Annotated in this window: 15 protein-coding genes and 1 pseudogene; 6 read left to right on the top strand and 10 right to left on the bottom strand. The window is 72.7% G+C overall.

What is annotated here, in order from left to right:
* A pseudogene (locus ABT106_RS26740) lies at nucleotides 1-135 on the top strand (nucleoside-diphosphate kinase); the annotation flags it as partial.
* A gap of 60 nt (nucleotides 136-195) precedes the next feature.
* On the opposite strand, the gene ABT106_RS26735 reads toward ABT106_RS26740, so the two are convergent.
* From ABT106_RS26735 to ABT106_RS26705, 7 genes are all read right to left on the bottom strand, one after another.
* Nucleotides 196-528 (bottom strand): TcmI family type II polyketide cyclase, encoded by a 333-nt coding sequence (locus tag ABT106_RS26735; protein ID WP_351282120.1) that lies wholly within the window; start codon nucleotides 526-528, stop codon nucleotides 196-198.
* Nucleotides 529-573: 45 nt separating this feature from the next.
* Complete coding sequence (locus ABT106_RS26730) at nucleotides 574-1053, bottom strand: SRPBCC family protein (RefSeq protein ID WP_351282118.1); 480 nt, start codon at nucleotides 1051-1053, stop codon at nucleotides 574-576.
* Between the two features lies 1 nt (nucleotide 1054).
* Nucleotides 1055-1309: an acyl carrier protein gene (locus ABT106_RS26725; RefSeq protein WP_267727329.1), complete on the bottom strand. Its 255-nt coding sequence runs from the start codon at nucleotides 1307-1309 to the stop codon at nucleotides 1055-1057.
* A gap of 38 nt (nucleotides 1310-1347) precedes the next feature.
* Nucleotides 1348-2586 (bottom strand): beta-ketoacyl synthase N-terminal-like domain-containing protein, encoded by a 1239-nt coding sequence (locus ABT106_RS26720; protein WP_351282114.1) that lies wholly within the window; start codon nucleotides 2584-2586, stop codon nucleotides 1348-1350.
* Complete coding sequence (locus ABT106_RS26715) at nucleotides 2583-3854, bottom strand: beta-ketoacyl-[acyl-carrier-protein] synthase family protein (RefSeq protein WP_351282111.1); 1272 nt, start codon at nucleotides 3852-3854, stop codon at nucleotides 2583-2585. The genes ABT106_RS26720 and ABT106_RS26715 overlap by 4 nt, the downstream gene beginning before the upstream one ends.
* Nucleotides 3851-4294 carry a cupin domain-containing protein gene (locus ABT106_RS26710; protein ID WP_351282109.1) on the bottom strand — a complete coding sequence of 148 codons (444 nt, stop codon included), beginning with the start codon at nucleotides 4292-4294 and terminating at the stop codon, nucleotides 3851-3853. Before ABT106_RS26710 ends, ABT106_RS26715 begins: the two co-directional genes overlap by 4 nt.
* 64 nt (nucleotides 4295-4358) lie before the next feature.
* Nucleotides 4359-5456, bottom strand: coding sequence for a SchA/CurD-like domain-containing protein (locus ABT106_RS26705; protein ID WP_351282106.1), 1098 nt, complete (start codon nucleotides 5454-5456; stop codon nucleotides 4359-4361).
* A 276-nt stretch (nucleotides 5457-5732) separates the two neighbouring features.
* Here ABT106_RS26705 and ABT106_RS26700 point away from each other — a divergent pair, with 276 nt between their 5' ends.
* Nucleotides 5733-7364, top strand: a complete 1632-nt coding sequence (locus ABT106_RS26700; protein ID WP_351282104.1) for an FAD-dependent oxidoreductase — start codon at nucleotides 5733-5735, stop codon at nucleotides 7362-7364.
* A gap of 50 nt (nucleotides 7365-7414) precedes the next feature.
* Here ABT106_RS26700 and ABT106_RS26695 read toward each other — a convergent pair whose 3' ends face one another.
* A complete protein-coding gene (locus ABT106_RS26695) occupies nucleotides 7415-7672 on the bottom strand; it encodes an acyl-CoA carboxylase epsilon subunit (RefSeq protein ID WP_351282101.1) in 258 nt (85 codons plus the stop codon).
* A 335-nt stretch (nucleotides 7673-8007) separates the two neighbouring features.
* Here ABT106_RS26695 and ABT106_RS26690 point away from each other — a divergent pair, with 335 nt between their 5' ends.
* The 4 genes from ABT106_RS26690 (at nucleotide 8008) to ABT106_RS26675 (ending at nucleotide 12745) form a co-directional block, all read left to right on the top strand.
* On the top strand, nucleotides 8008-8226 hold the full coding sequence (locus ABT106_RS26690; protein ID WP_351282098.1) for a hypothetical protein: 219 nt from the start codon (nucleotides 8008-8010) through the stop codon (nucleotides 8224-8226).
* Nucleotides 8227-8594: 368 nt separating this feature from the next.
* Nucleotides 8595-10025: a glycoside hydrolase family 16 protein gene (locus ABT106_RS26685; protein ID WP_351282095.1), complete on the top strand. Its 1431-nt coding sequence runs from the start codon at nucleotides 8595-8597 to the stop codon at nucleotides 10023-10025.
* 20 nt (nucleotides 10026-10045) lie between these two features.
* Nucleotides 10046-11587 (top strand): glycoside hydrolase family 64 protein, encoded by a 1542-nt coding sequence (locus tag ABT106_RS26680; protein ID WP_351282093.1) that lies wholly within the window; start codon nucleotides 10046-10048, stop codon nucleotides 11585-11587.
* Nucleotides 11588-11680: 93 nt separating this feature from the next.
* Nucleotides 11681-12745 (top strand): LacI family DNA-binding transcriptional regulator, encoded by a 1065-nt coding sequence (locus ABT106_RS26675; protein WP_351282091.1) that lies wholly within the window; start codon nucleotides 11681-11683, stop codon nucleotides 12743-12745.
* 12 nt (nucleotides 12746-12757) lie between these two features.
* On the opposite strand, the gene ABT106_RS26670 is transcribed toward ABT106_RS26675, so the two are convergent.
* Together ABT106_RS26670 and ABT106_RS26665 are read right to left on the bottom strand one after the other, a co-directional pair.
* On the bottom strand, nucleotides 12758-12946 hold the full coding sequence (locus tag ABT106_RS26670) for a hypothetical protein (protein WP_351282088.1): 189 nt from the start codon (nucleotides 12944-12946) through the stop codon (nucleotides 12758-12760).
* A 24-nt stretch (nucleotides 12947-12970) separates the two neighbouring features.
* Nucleotides 12971-13945, bottom strand: a complete 975-nt coding sequence (locus ABT106_RS26665; RefSeq protein WP_351282085.1) for a TerC family protein — start codon at nucleotides 13943-13945, stop codon at nucleotides 12971-12973.
* Between the last annotated feature and the right edge of the window lie 182 nt (nucleotides 13946-14127).

The following is a 14127-nucleotide window of genomic DNA, read 5'->3' as shown; positions in this document are numbered from 1 at the left end:
CTCATGGGCTTCATGTCGAGCGGTCCCGTCGTCGCCCTGGTGGTGGAAGGGGAACGCGTGATCGAGGGTGTCCGCCAGCTGGCCGGACCCACCGCCCCGGCTCCGGCTGCCTCCCGGCTCCGCGGTCCGGCCGGCCCGCCACGCGCGGCGGGACCCGCACACCGGGGTGTGCGGGTCCCGTCCGTACCGCTCGGTTCACTGCGCGGCGGTGTTCTCCCAGCGGTAGAACTCGTGGGCCATGGCGTCCTTCGGGCCGCGCCACGTGTCCGGGTTGTGCGGACTGATGTAGGCGGTGAGCCGGTCGCTGAGGTCCCGGAACTCCGGGTGTTCGGTGACCTGTGCGATGGCCGGGCCGGGCGGCCGCTCGGACTCGATCAGGTGCAGGTACACGTCGCCGAACTGGAACAGGCTGCGGCGCGAGACCCCGACCAGGTGCGGGAGCTCCCCCGCGTCCGAGCCGGAGAACAGCTCGGCGATGTCGGGGGCCGATCCCGGCGCCATGCGGGCGACGATGAGAGCGCGGTGCATCCGGATGGTTGCCTTTCTCTTCAGGGGCGGATCACAGCGGCCGGGTCACCGGCGGCTGACGGCGGGGACACCGGCCTCGCTCGCGCGCTGCTCGATCTTGTCCCGGATGAGTGCCATCTGGAGCTTGGAGTTGCGGTTGATGTTGTCGGTCATCCACGCGTCGTCGACGGGGGCCTCCGGCTTCATCGCGAAGTCCTGGGTCCACTTCATCCGGGTGCCGCCGCCGGGCACCTCGTCGTACTGCCAGTGGATGTCCATGTGCGCGAAGGGGCCGGTCTCGACCCGGCGCGCGCGCACGCTGCGGCCCGCCCGGTCGGCGGTGCGCTCGGAGACCCAGCTCCACACGGTGCCGTTCTCGTCGGGGTGCATGGTGAGGCGGAACCGGGTGGTGTCCCCCTCCTCTTCGAGGATCTCCAGCGCGGCGTACTCGCTGAACAGCTGCGGCCAGTTGGGGAGGTCGTTGGTCACCTCCCACACCAGGTCGAGGGGGGCGTTGACGGTGATCTCGTTCTCGGTGCGTGCCATCTCAGGCTCCTGTCATCAGGCTGTTGTTGACGAGGTCGAGGAACTCGCCGGGGGTCTTGCAGCGGTCGGCGTCGGTGGGCAGGGCCCGTCCGCGCCGGTTCTCCAGCTCGCCGACGATCCCGAGCAGGCCCAGCGAGTCGAGGCCGTAGGAGTCGAAGGCCGAGTCGGGGCGGGTCGCCATCTCGGTGGGGTCGACGGTGATGCCGGCGGTCTTCATCAGGACCGCCAGCTCCTCCATGGTCAGTCGGTCGGACATGGTGGCGTCTCTCTTCCTGTGAGGGGACTGCTGGCCCGCTACGCGGGCGCCGAGGGGCCCTTGCGCACGACGAGCGCGGAGTTGGAACCCATCCGGCCCCGGCTGAGGACGAGCGCGGTGCGCAGCTCCGCGGGGCGGGCGCAGCCGGTCACCACGTCGAGGTCGTGGCACACGTCGAAGACGTTCGGGGTCGGCGGAACCACGCCGTGCTCCAGTGCCAGGACCGCCGCGGCGGTGTCCAGGGCCGGTGCCGCGCAGTACGCCCTGCCCGTACCGGTCTTGGGCGCCGTGACGGGCACCCGGCGGCCGTGTCCGCCGAGGGCGTCGGCGAGGGCCGCCGCCTCGGCCGCGTCCGCCCGAGGTGTCCCCAGGGCGTCGGCGAAGACCACGTCGATCTCCTCGGGGGCGCAGTCGGCGTCCCTGAGCGCGCCGCGGATGGCGTGGGCCAGGCCCTCGCCCCCGTCGTCGGGGCGGCGGGTGCCGGTGAAGGTCGCGGCGTGGCCGGCCAGGACGGCGCGCACGGTGGCTCCGCGCGCGAGTGCCCTCTCCTCGGCCTCGACGACGAACATCGCGCCGCCCTCGGCGGGTACGTAGCCGCAGGCTCCAGCGGTGAAGGGACGGTAGGCGCGCTCGGGGTCGTCCCGGGTGCTCAGCCCCTCGTACTCCAGCTGGCAGACGATGGAGTACGGCGCGAGCGGTGCCTCCGTCGCGCCGGCCAGCATCGCCCGGCTGCCCCGGCGGATGCCGCGGACGGCGTGCGCGAAGGCGTCGAGCCCGCCTGCCTCGTCGCTGGCGACGACCCCGCAGGGGCCCTTGAGGCCGCGGCGGATGGAGATCTGGCCGGTGCTGGCGGCGTAGAACCAGGCGATCGACTGGTACGGGCCGACGAAGCGCGGGCCCTGCTCCCAGAGGTGCTGGAGCTCGCGCTGGCCGAACTCGCCGCCGCCGGAGCCGGCGGCCGTGACGACGCCGATGGAGAACGGTTCGTCCTCGTAGTCGGCCCGGCCGAGCCGGGCGTCCTCCAGGGCGAGGTCGGCCGCGGCGAGCGCGTGGTGGGTGAACCGGTCCGTCTGTACGAGGAACCGGTCCTCGACCATCGCGCCGGGGTCGAAGCCCCGCACCTCGCCCGCGACGCGCAGCGGCAGGTGCTCGCATCCGGGCCGGGTGACCCGGTCCAGGACGCTGATCCCGGACTGGGTGGCCTTCCAGAAGGCGTCGGCGCCGATGCCGTTGGGCGCGACGACCCCGATGCCGGTGATGACCGTACGGCTGCTCACGAGACCTCCTCCTTCGGCCTGCTCATGACGACGGCGGACTGGAACCCGCCGAAGCCGCTGCCGACCGAGAGCACGCTGCGCAGCGTGCGGCTGCGGGCGGTGCGGGGCACGTAGTCGAGATCGCACTCGGGGTCCGGCGTCTCGTAGTTCGCCGTCGGCGGGACCACCTGGTGGGTCATGGCGAGGACGCAGGCGGCGAGTTCGATCGCCCCGATGGCGCCGAGGGAGTGGCCCACCATCGACTTGATGGAGGTCATCGGCGTCTTGTACGCGTGGTCCCCGAGGACCCGCTTGACGGCCGCCGTCTCGTGGCGGTCGTTCTGCTTGGTCCCGGAGCCGTGCGCGTTGACGTAGTCGATGTCGGAGGGGGATATGCGGGCCTGGGCCAGGGCCGTCTCGATCGCGCGGGCCATCTCCAGGCCCTCGGTGGTCAGCCCGGTCATGTGGTGGGCGTTGCCGAAGGTGGAGTAGCCGCCGATCTCGCAGTACACGGTGGCGCCACGGGCGCGGGCGTGTTCCAGCTCCTCCAGGACGAGGACGGCTCCTCCCTCGCCGAGGACGAATCCGTCCCGGTCGGCGTCGAAGGGCCGGGAGGCGTGGGCCGGATCGTCGTTGTTGGGGGAGGTCGCCTTGATGGCGTCGAAACAGGCCACCGTGATGGGCGAGACGGGTGAGTCGGAGGCGCCGGCGATGCAGACGTCCATCCGGCCCTCCTCGATGGAGTGGACGGCGTACCCGATGGCGTCGAGCCCGGAGGTGCAGCCGGTGGAGACGGTCTGCACCGGGCCGCGCGCACCCGTCTGCTCCGCGACGGCGGAGGCGAGGGTGGCGGGCGTGAACGCCCGGTGCAGGAAGGGGCTGGCGAGCTTGTGGTCGACGTCCCACCAGGCGCCGGACTGGCTCACGGCCACGTAGTCGTGCTCCAGGCGGGTGGTTCCGCCGACGGCGGTGCCGAGGGAGACCCCGGTCCGCCAGGCTTCGTCGGTGGTGAGGTCGAGACCGGAGTCCCTGACCGCCTCGCGGGCGGCGACCAGGGCGAACTGGATGTACCGGTCCGCCCGGGCCGCCTCGCCCTCGGTGAGGCCGTGCGCGGCGGGGTCGAAGTCGACCTCGGCGGCTATCCGGGAGCGGAACCCGGCCGGGTCGAAGAGGGTGATGCCGCGGGTCGCCGTACGCCCGTTGGACAGCAGGTCCCAGAAGGCGGTGACGCCGATCCCGCCGGGGGCGACGACGCCGACGCCGGTGACCGCCACCCGGCGGCGCGTCATGAGACCACCCCGGTACGGTCCGGGGGCTGCTCCCAGGCGGTGCTCTCCGGGTGCGGTGCCTCCTCGGTGTCCACGTGGCCGAGCTCCGGACGCGGGGCGAGCGGGCCGAGGTGGAAGACCATCCGGGCCTCGGTGTCGCCGACGTTGCGGAAGCGGTGGCGGACGTTCAGCGGGACGAGGAGCCCCTGGTCGGTGCGGAGCGGGTGGGCCTCGCCGTCGAGGTCCACCTCCAGTTGCCCGGCGACCACGTAGACGAACTCCTCGGAGTACGGGTGGTAGTGCTCGGCGATCGACTCCCCGGGGGCCATCACGGCCAGACCCATGAAGCCGCTGGTGGACCCCACCGAGGTGGGGGTGAGCACCGCCCGGAGATCGCCACCGCGCCTGCGGTTGGGCGGCGTCTCGCTGAGGTCCACGATGCGTGGGCGCTGTCTGGTCATGACGGGTTTCCTCCTGGCGTGTGGGAAGCCTGGACGAGGCTGGGGGTGGGCTGGACCGAGGGAATCAGGACCGCGCGGGTGCCCGGCGGTCGGTGACCAGGTTCATCGTGCGGTGCGCCGCGCCGGCCCGCTCGGCGGGTGCGTCCGTCAGCCGGGCCAGCACCGCCGCCTTGCGGGGGTCCCGGATCCCGTAGGCCGCGTCGGGCTCGGCGCCCTGCGGTCCGCGCACGTCGACCAGGCGGACGACGATGTCGTCGCGCTGGAAGATGCTGCTGCTGCGCACGGGGCTGTCGCTGCCCTGCGCGGCGGCCTCGTCCTGTCGGGCGAGGAACCTGGCGAGGGCCGGGCCGCAGCCGGGCTTCGCCGGGTAGAACAGCGCGTGCCGCCGTACGTCGGCGCTCTCCGGTTCCCCGGCGGCGACGTGGTGGACCGCGGGGAGGGCGGCGCGCATGAAGAACATGCGGGCGGACTCCGGATCGTTGAGGTTGCGGTCCTTCTCCAGGTGCGGGTTGAGCGCCTCTTCCGCCGCCCGGACCCCGGGCTGTTCGGAGACGTGGCGCAGCGCCGCCATGAGGTCGCCCTGGACCTCCACCGTGCGCACGACGCGGTTGCCGTGCATGAACAGCGAGGTCCGGCAGAGCCGGGTGTGGTCGTCGACCCGGGCCTCCGGCGAGGCGTAGCTCGACAGGATGGAGGCGACCTCCTCCTCGCTGCCCGGCTTGACGGTGAAGGTGAGGGCGTGGCGCACGATGCCCGCGCCCAGCCGGGGGACGGGCTGGAGCCGGGCCGAGGCCGGCCGGGCCGCCTGGTCGTAACCGCGTCCCGTCTCGCGCAGGACGGTGAACTTCAGCGGGCGCATGGCGCGGGCGCAGGCGCCCAGCGGCTTCACCTGTTCGGCGTGGTGCTCGCTGTTCACCCAGGCGAGGTACTGCGGGGCGCTCTCCCACTCGCTGGTGATGAGCCACTGCGAGGGGTTCTCGAAGGACTGGCACAGCTGGTCGCTGATGTGGCCCGGGACCGACGCGATGTCGTGGCGGAGCTTCTCGTACGCCTCGAAGAACTGCTGCTGGGTCCCCTCGTGGAGGTCCATCAGGAGGACGACCCGGAGCATGGAGCCGTCGAAGGCTGACTGCGACACCCGTTCGGACAGGGTGGTTGTCATCTACTCACTCCTTCATGAGGGGGTGGAGATCCATCGCGTACGGACCCCTCGTCCGTCACCGGTGGCGGTCTCCCGGGCCGGTGGCCGCCTCGTTCGGGACGGGCGGGCCGGGCGCGTCTCAGGGGGATCCGCTGTCGCTCATCGTCATCCGAGAGGGCACGTACCGCTACATGTCCGGATCAAGCGGGTGACAAGCGGCGAATCAACTGGGCCTGATCTTGGATCGGGGGCATAAAGACTCCACTCCCCCACACAGAAAACAGGAGCCCGCAGCTGATGGAAGACAAAGCCGATGTTCGCGTACCGGTTCTCGTCGTGGGCGGCTCTCTCGTGGGCCTGTCCACCTCGCTGTTCCTGAGTCGCCACGGAGTGCGGCACCTGCTGGTCGAGAAGCACTCCGGCACCTCCGCGCACCCGCGCGGCCGGGGCATCAACGCCCGGACGATGGAGCTGTTCCGTACGGCGGGAGCCGAGAGCGCGATCCGCCGGGCGGCGTCCGTACTGGAGGGCAACCAGGGCATTCTGCAGACCGAGTCGCTGACCGGCGACAACCACAAATGGCTGGTCAAGGCCATCGACCCGTCCGGGGCGCTCCGGCGTTTCAGCCCGACCGGGTGGTGCCTGTGCAGCCAGAACAACATCGAGCCGGTGCTGGCCTCGCAGAGCCGCGCGCAGGGCGCCGACGTGCGGTTCTCCACCGAGCTCATGAACTTCGACCAGGACGCGACGGGGGTGAGCGCCGTCGTGAAGGACCGGGAGACCGGCGAGCACACCACCGTGCGCGCCGACTTCCTGATCGCGGCGGACGGGCCCCGCAGCCCCGTCCGCGAGCAGTTGCGGATCCCCCAGACGGGTAACGGCGAGCTGTTCCACAACGTGAGCGTCACCTTCCGCTCGGAGCGGCTCGCCGAGGCGCTGGGCGACCTGCGGTTCATCGTCTGCTACCTGATGCGGCCCGGAGCCGACGGGGCGCTGCTGCCGGTCGACAACGACAAGCAGTGGGTGTTCCACGCCCCGTGGCACCCCGACCGGGGCGAGACCCTGGAGGACTTCACCGACGAGCGCTGCGTGGCCCAGATCCGCAACGCGATCGGCGTACCGGACCTGGACGTGGAGATCGGCGGCAAGGCGCCGTGGCACGCCGCCGAACGGGTGGCGCAGCGGTACTCGTCCGGACGGGTGTTCCTCGCCGGGGACGCGGCCCACGAGATGTCCCCCACGGGGGCGTTCGGCTCCAACACCGGCATCCAGGACGGGCACAACCTGGCCTGGAAGATCGCGGCGGTGCTGGACGGATCGGCCGGGATCGAGCTGCTCGACACGTACGAGGCCGAGCGGCTGCCGGTGGCCCGGGCCACGAGCGAGCGCGCCTCGGCCCGTTCGGCGGAACACAGCCACCCGGGGTACGCGCCCCCGCCCACCATGGGCGGTGGGCCGGGCAGCGGGGTCCTCACCACGGCGATGGGCTACGCCTACCCGCAGGGCGCGGTCGTCGGGGGCGACCCCGGCCGGCCGATCATCCCGGAGGCACTGCGCCTGACGGGTGACACGGGCACCCGGGCCCCTCACCTGTGGGTGACCCGGGCGGGCGAGCGCGTGTCCACGCTGGACCTGTACGAGCGGTCCTTCGTGCTGCTCAGCGGGGCCGGTACGCCGTGGCGCGAGGCCGCCGAGGCGGTGGGCGGGCAGTTGTCGGTCCGGCTGGACGCGTACGCGTTCGGCGCCGGGCGCGACGCCGATCTGATCCCGGAGGGCGACGCCGACTGGGCCGCGGCCCACGAGCTGACGGCCGAGGGAGCCGTACTCGTACGGCCGGACGGGTTCGTCGCGTGGCGGTCGGAGGGCGCGGTCGCCGATCCCCGGGCGGTACTGCTCGACGTGGTCTCTACGGTGCTGCGCCGGGCGTGACGACCTCGCTCTCCCTTCCGCCGGCCGTGTGCGCGGCCGGCGGAAGGGGTTCAGCGGCAGGCCCAGCAGCCCGCCCAGCAGCCGGTGTTCGCGCGGGAGGGACGGCGGGAGCCGTGTCCGGGGCCCGTCCCCTTCGCCATGGCCGCGTCGCGCTCGCGGCCGGACCGGCGCGCGTAACAGGCGACCACGACCGCGATGGCGGCCAGTTCCTCGGGGGCGGCCGAACCCCTCTCCACCCGGATCAGACTCGCGATCGGGGCCAGTGGGGCCACCGGGGCTATCGGGGCGGTCTCGGCATCCTTCGGCATCGGCACGGCCTCTCGTACGGGGGCTGCCCGTGTGCCCGGTCGATGCGCGAGGGACGGACCTGCTCGGCGCTGACACGGGCGGCGCACGGGTGGCGCGGCGCGCTGACGGGAGGTGTTCCGCGCAAGCGAACCGGCCGGCGGATTCTTGTCGGGTCACCCGGACTCCTGACGCGACCGACGCTACAAGCGCGGGGCGCGTCCGGCACTCCGGCGTGGCGCGCCCCCCGGCCCCCCGGGCGGGGTGCGCGGCGCAACCCGCCGGCCCGGCCGGAGGTCCCGATGTCCCCTTCGGCCCGGGCGTTCGCCGGGGCCGCACTCCAGAAGGCGGGCCCGTCATGAGCGGACACCAGACCCTGCTCTGCCGGGGATGTTCCGGCCATCTGTACGCCGTGTGCACCACGGACCGGGCCGGCGGGAACGTGGCCGGCCAGTGGGAGGTGGACCACGAGACACCGGTGGTCTGCCCGTTGGAGGGGCTGCTGCCCCTGACGGGAACGGCCGCGGCGGTCCACGATCTCCCCGGCGCCGACGAGGTGCTCTGGCCGCCGGAGTGAGCCGGTCGCGGCGGGTTGGGCCGCACGGGTGACGGCCACCGGCACGGGACGGCGGGCGGGCGGCTGGCCGCCGGATGGCAACGGGGCGGCGGCCGGGTGGGCGCCGGGGCCGTGACCGCCCGGCGGCCGCCGGGCGCGGGGTCCCCGCCGCCCGGCACCCCGGGGGACGGCGGGCCCGGCGCGCGTTCAACGGTTGAACTCCCCCTGCCGTCCACGCCCTTCCCGGCGCGATGTCTTGACGCCCTGTGGGCAGGGGAGCACAGTGTCAGCGGCACCGCTTGAGAGCGCTCTCAAGCTGGCGCGCCCACCGCTCCCCCGCCTCTGAACCTCCCCCACCGGCGCCTCACGGCGCCTCAGAGAGGGCATCCATGCGTCTGACATCCGACAGCCGACGACCCACCGCCCGACCGGCCCGCACGGCAGCAGCGGCCGCCGTGGCCGTGATCGCCGCCGCCGCGGCGCTGACCCTGCCGGCCGGCGCCGCGGCCCCGCCCGCCCCCGCGGGCTGGTCCCAGGTGTTCCTGGACGACTTCGACGGAGCAGCGGGCTCCGGCGTGAACACCGCGAACTGGCAGTACACCACCGGCACGAGCTACCCCGGCGGTCCCGGGGGCTTCGGCACCGGGGAGATCGAGACGATGACCGCCGACCCCGCGAACGTCTCCCTCGACGGCGCGGGCAACCTCCGCATCACTCCCAGACGGGACGCGGCCGGCAACTGGACCTCGGGCCGGATAGAGACCCGGCGGGCCGACTTCGAACCCCCGGCGGGCGGCCGGATGCGCACCGAGGCGCGCATCCAGATGCCGAACGTGACGGGCCCGGCGGCGAAGGGCTACTGGCCGGCGTTCTGGATGCTCGGCGCGCCCTACCGCGGGAACTGGTGGAACTGGCCGGGTGTGGGCGAGCTCGACATCCTGGAGAACGTCCAGGGCATCAACCAGGTCTGGGCCACGATGCACTGCGGCACCAGCCCGGGCGGCCCCTGCAACGAGAAGTCCGGCATCGGCGGCCAGACCGTCTGCCCCGGGACCAGCTGCCAGTCCGGATTCCACACGTACGCGGTGGAGTGGGACCGGTCGGCCGCGGTGGAGGAGATGCGCTTCTACGTCGACGGCGTCAACTACCACACCGTACGGGCGAGCCAGGTGGACGCGGCGACCTGGACCAACGCGACCGACCACGGCTACTTCATCATCCTGAACGTGGCGATGGGCGGCGAGTTCCCGGCGGCCTTCGGCGGCGGGCCCGACGCCGGCACCCAGCCGGGCCACCCCATGGTCGTCGACTACGTGACGGTCCTGCGCTCGACCGGCGCCACCATTCCGCCCACCACTCCTCCGACCGTCCCCCCGACCACTCCCCCCACCACGCCACCTCCGGGCCACCGGGACGCGTACGCCACGATCCAGGCGGAATCCCACGACGCCCAGGCCGGCGTGGCGCACGAGACCACCGCCGACGCGGGCGGCGGCCAGGACCTGACGACGATCGGCAACGGTGACTGGGCCGTCTACGAGGGCGTGGACTTCGGTGCCACCCCCGCCAGGCAGTTCCTCGGCCGGGTCGCGAGCGGCGCCGCCGGCGGGATCAGCGGCCTCGTCGAGGTCCGCCTCGGCAGCCGGACCGCCCCGCCGGTCGGCAGCTTCTCGGTGGCGGACACCGGCGGCTGGCAGAGCTGGCGGACCGTACCGGCCAACATCACCGCCGTGACGGGCACCCACGACGTCTACCTGACCTTCACCAGCGGCCAGCCCTCCGACTTCGTCAACGTCAACTGGTTCGGCTTCGGCCACTGACCCGAGCGGGGAGGATCCTGATGAACACCGCACGCGCCACCCACCGGAGCGGCCCGCTCCGACCGCTCCGCCGGCTCCGCCGACTGCTCCGGCTCGGGACGCTGTTCGCCGCCCTGGCCGGTTCCCTCCTCGTCGTCCCGGCCACGGGCCGGGCCGCGGGGCCCGACTACACCCAGGGCGTCACCGGCCAGGGCACGGGGGCGGTCCGGTTCGACTTCGCCCCGGCCGCCCCGGCCGCCCTGGTCGACGTCCACTACCTGCCGGGCGGCGGCCTGGGCCAGCAGAACCTCCGCATGACGAACACCGGCGGCACCTGGCAGCGCACCGTCACCGGCCTCACCCCCGGGGCCGCCCTCCCGTACTGGTTCACGTACGAGAAGGGCGGCACGCTCCTCGACACCCCCCGCTTCACCCACACGGTCGGCGGCACGGGAGACGGGGGCGGTGGCGGTGGCGGGACGGGCGGCTTCCCCATCACCTTCGAGAACAACACCCGTGGCGCGTACGCCGACACGCAGGTCTTCGTCACCGTCCTCGGTCAGGTGACCCCCGGCCAGTGGTCGTACATGAGGCCCGACGGTTCCATGGCCCGTATCAGCCACCTCGACGCCACCGCCCCCGGCCACCTGGTCAAACGCGGCGTCAACTACCCCAACATGTCCTTCACCCTCGCCCGGGTCGGCGGGACCGTGCCGTCGCCGCCCTCGATCCGCGGCGGCCGGATCTACCTCTCCCTCGGCTCCCCCGTGTACCTCCCCGTCTCTCCGGACGACCAGGGCTGGGGAGGCCCCGACCCGCGCAACCCGGACGACCCCAACAACGACGTCCTCTACGACTGGTACGAGTACACCTACGTCCACGGGCAGGTGCCCTTCGGCGGGAACACCACCCAGGTCGACCAGTTCGGCCTCCCGATGACCTCGCGGCTGCGCCAGGTCTCCAGCGGCCACGACACCACCCAGGGCATCACCCTCTCCCGCGCCGAGGTCGTGCGGCGGTACGCGGCCTTCGTCGGCGCCGCTTTCAGGCCGTTGCAGAACTCCCACCGGATCGTGGCACCGCGCTCGTCGGACCTCTTCCAGCCCGGCGGAGAACGGCAGCACCACCTCAGCGCCGCCATCGACCAGACCTGGGCCCGGTACGCCTCCCACCCCTTCACCCTGACCCGCCTCGGCGAGACCTTCTCCGGCCGGGTCACCGGCTCCGACCTCGTCTTCACCAAGAACGGCGCGGGCCCCTTCACCCTGCACAAGCCGACCTCCCCGGACGTGATGGCCTGCTCCGGCGCCATGGCGACGGGCAACGACACCGAGAAGCAGCTCGGCGCCGAGTTCTGCGCCGCCTTCCACCGCGGCGTCGCACTGGACACCGCCGCCTGGTACACGCCGTCGGCGTACTACGGCGGGGCGGCGAAGAACGACTACTCCGCCTTCTTCCACTCCGTGGGCCTCGGCGGGCGGGCGTACGGCTTCCCCTACGACGACGTCAACGACCAGTCCTCCGTGCAGATCCTCGGCAACGCCGACCCTCCGACCGGCCTGACCCTGGGCATCGGCTGGTGACCGGCCGGTACGGCCGGGTCGCCCCGGCCGTACCGGTTACCCTGCTGTCCGGCGAGGCGAGGAGAGCGCCCGTGGACAACAGGAGGAGCATCCGTGCCCGAACACCGTCCCGGGAACCGCCCCACCCTGGAGGCGGTCGCCGCGCGCGCCGGGGTGTCCCGCGCCACCGCCTCCCGCGTCGTCAACGGCGGCGACGGGGTCCGCGCGCGGCTGGCGGACAAGGTGCGCGAGGCCATCCGGGACCTGGGGTACGTGCCCAATCCCGCGGCCCGGACCCTGGTCACCCGGCGCACCGGCGCCGTCGCGGTGATCATCGCGGAGCCGGAGATCCGGATCTTCGCCGACCCCTTCTTCTCCCGCCAGCTGCGCGGCATCAGCAAGGAACTGACGGCCCACGACACGCAGTTGGTGCTGCTGCTCGTGGAGGACCGCGGCGATTACGACCGCATCGACCGCTATCTGGCGGGCGGGCACGTGGACGGTGCGCTCGCGTTCTCCCTGCACACCGACGATCCGCTGCCCGCGATCGCGCGCCGCATCGGAATGCCGACGGTCTACGGCGGCCGACCGGGATGGACGGCCGGTCCCGGGGACCACGGGGACGTGACGTACGTGGACGCGGACAACCGCGGGGGCGCGCGCGACGCCGTGCGCTACCTGCTGGCCCGGGGCCGGAAGCGGATCGCGCACATCGCGGGCCCCCTCGACCAGACGTCGGCGGCCGACCGGCTGAGCGGGTACCGGGACGTCCTGCCGCGGGCCGACCCCGCATTGATCGCCGAGGGCGACTTCACGGCGGCGGGCGGGGCCCGCGCGATGACGCGGCTGCTGGACGGCACCGCGGGAAGCGGCGCGGGGACCGGCCCGATCGACGCGGTGTTCGCCGGGAACGACCTCATGGCGACGGGCGCGCTGCGGGTGTTGCGGGAGCGCGGGCTGAGCGTTCCCGGGGACGTGGCGCTGGTCGGCTTCGACGACGCGGAACTCGTGGCCGAGGGCGCCGACCCGCCGCTGACGACCGTACGCCAGGACGTGGAAGGGATGGGGCGACTGATGGCCGGGCTGCTGCTGGGCATCCTGAACGGCGGCGCGGACGGGCGGCCCGCGCCCGGCCCGGTCATCACGGCGACCTCGCTGGTCGAGCGCTCCTCGACCTGAAGCCGCTTTCCGTCACGGCGCCGCGTGGGGCTTGCGACCGGGGTCCAGCCGGTAGCTGGCACAGTCGCGGTTCTGACACGCACCCGGGCTCCACGTGGGAACGAAGACGCCGAGGCTCTTGTGGCGGTGGACCGCCGACGGCACGGACTGCTTGCAGGTCGGACACACGTAGGAGTCGACCGCACTCTTTGTCTTGACCATCTCTTTACGATAAGCCCGAACCGGCTAGTCGGGAAGTCCTGCTTTGTCCTCCTCGCCCGATCCCGCGGGGGGCGGCCTCCTGATGCTGAGCACCACGGAGCCGGCCAGGACGACGACGATGACCGCGAGGCTGACCGGAGAGGGGATCTCCGGGATGCCCGGGCTGATCATCTTGTGGGACGCCTGGAGGATGAGCTTGACGGCGATGAAGGCGAGGATGACCGCCAGTCCCTTGCTCAGGTACCGGAAGCGGTCCAGGAGCCCCGCGAGCATGAAGTAGAGGGCCCGCAGACCGAGGATGGCGAACGCGTTGCTCGTGTAGACGATGAACGCGTCATCGCTGACCGCGAGGACGGCCGGGACGCTGTCGACGGCGAAGATCAGGTCCGCGGCCTCGATCGCGGCGACCACCGCGAGCAGCGGGGTCGCCATCCGCCTGCCGGCTTCCCTCACGAAGAACTTCGCCCCGTCGTACTCCTCGCTCACCGGCATGATCTTGCGGAGCATCCGTACGGCGAAGCTCCTGCCCGGGTCGAAGCTCTCCTCCTCGTCCTTGAGGAGCTTGTAGGCGCTGTAGAAGAGCACCGCCGCGAACGCGAACAGCACGGCGGTGAACCGGCTGACCACGGCCACGCCGAGGGAGAGGAAGACGCCGCGGAAGACGAGGGCGCCGATGACACCGAAGAACAGCACCCGGTGCTGGTACGCGGCGGGCACCTTGAAGTACGCGAAGATCACGGCGAAGACGAACAGGTTGTCGACCGACAGGCTCTTCTCCAGCAACCAGGCCGTCGTGTATTCCGTGCCCGCGTCCGTCCCCAGGACGAGGAAGACGACCAGGCCGAAGGTGAGCGCGAGGCCCACCCACAGGGCGCTCCAGGCGGCGGCCTCCTTGAAGCCGATGACGTGCGCGGTGCGGTGGGCCAGCAGGTCCACCGCCAGCGACACCACCACCGTCGCGGCGAACGCCCCCCACAGCCAGAGCGGGACCTCGAGCACGCCGAACACCCTCACCACGGCCCGCGCGTCGGGTACGCGGACCTCTCTACCGCAGTGTGCGTCATCACGCTCCCCCGGGCACGCGGAGTGGCGCCTCCCCGGGGGGACCGGGGCCGGTGACGCGCGCGCCGACGGCAACCAGCACGGACACCACCACCTATCCGATCGCGCCGCTCACGTCC

The organism is Streptomyces sp. NPDC002044 (assembly GCF_040296725.1).
Lineage (GTDB): Bacteria > Actinomycetota > Actinomycetes > Streptomycetales > Streptomycetaceae > Streptomyces > Streptomyces antarcticus.
This window is presented reverse-complemented; position numbering and strand designations above follow the sequence as displayed.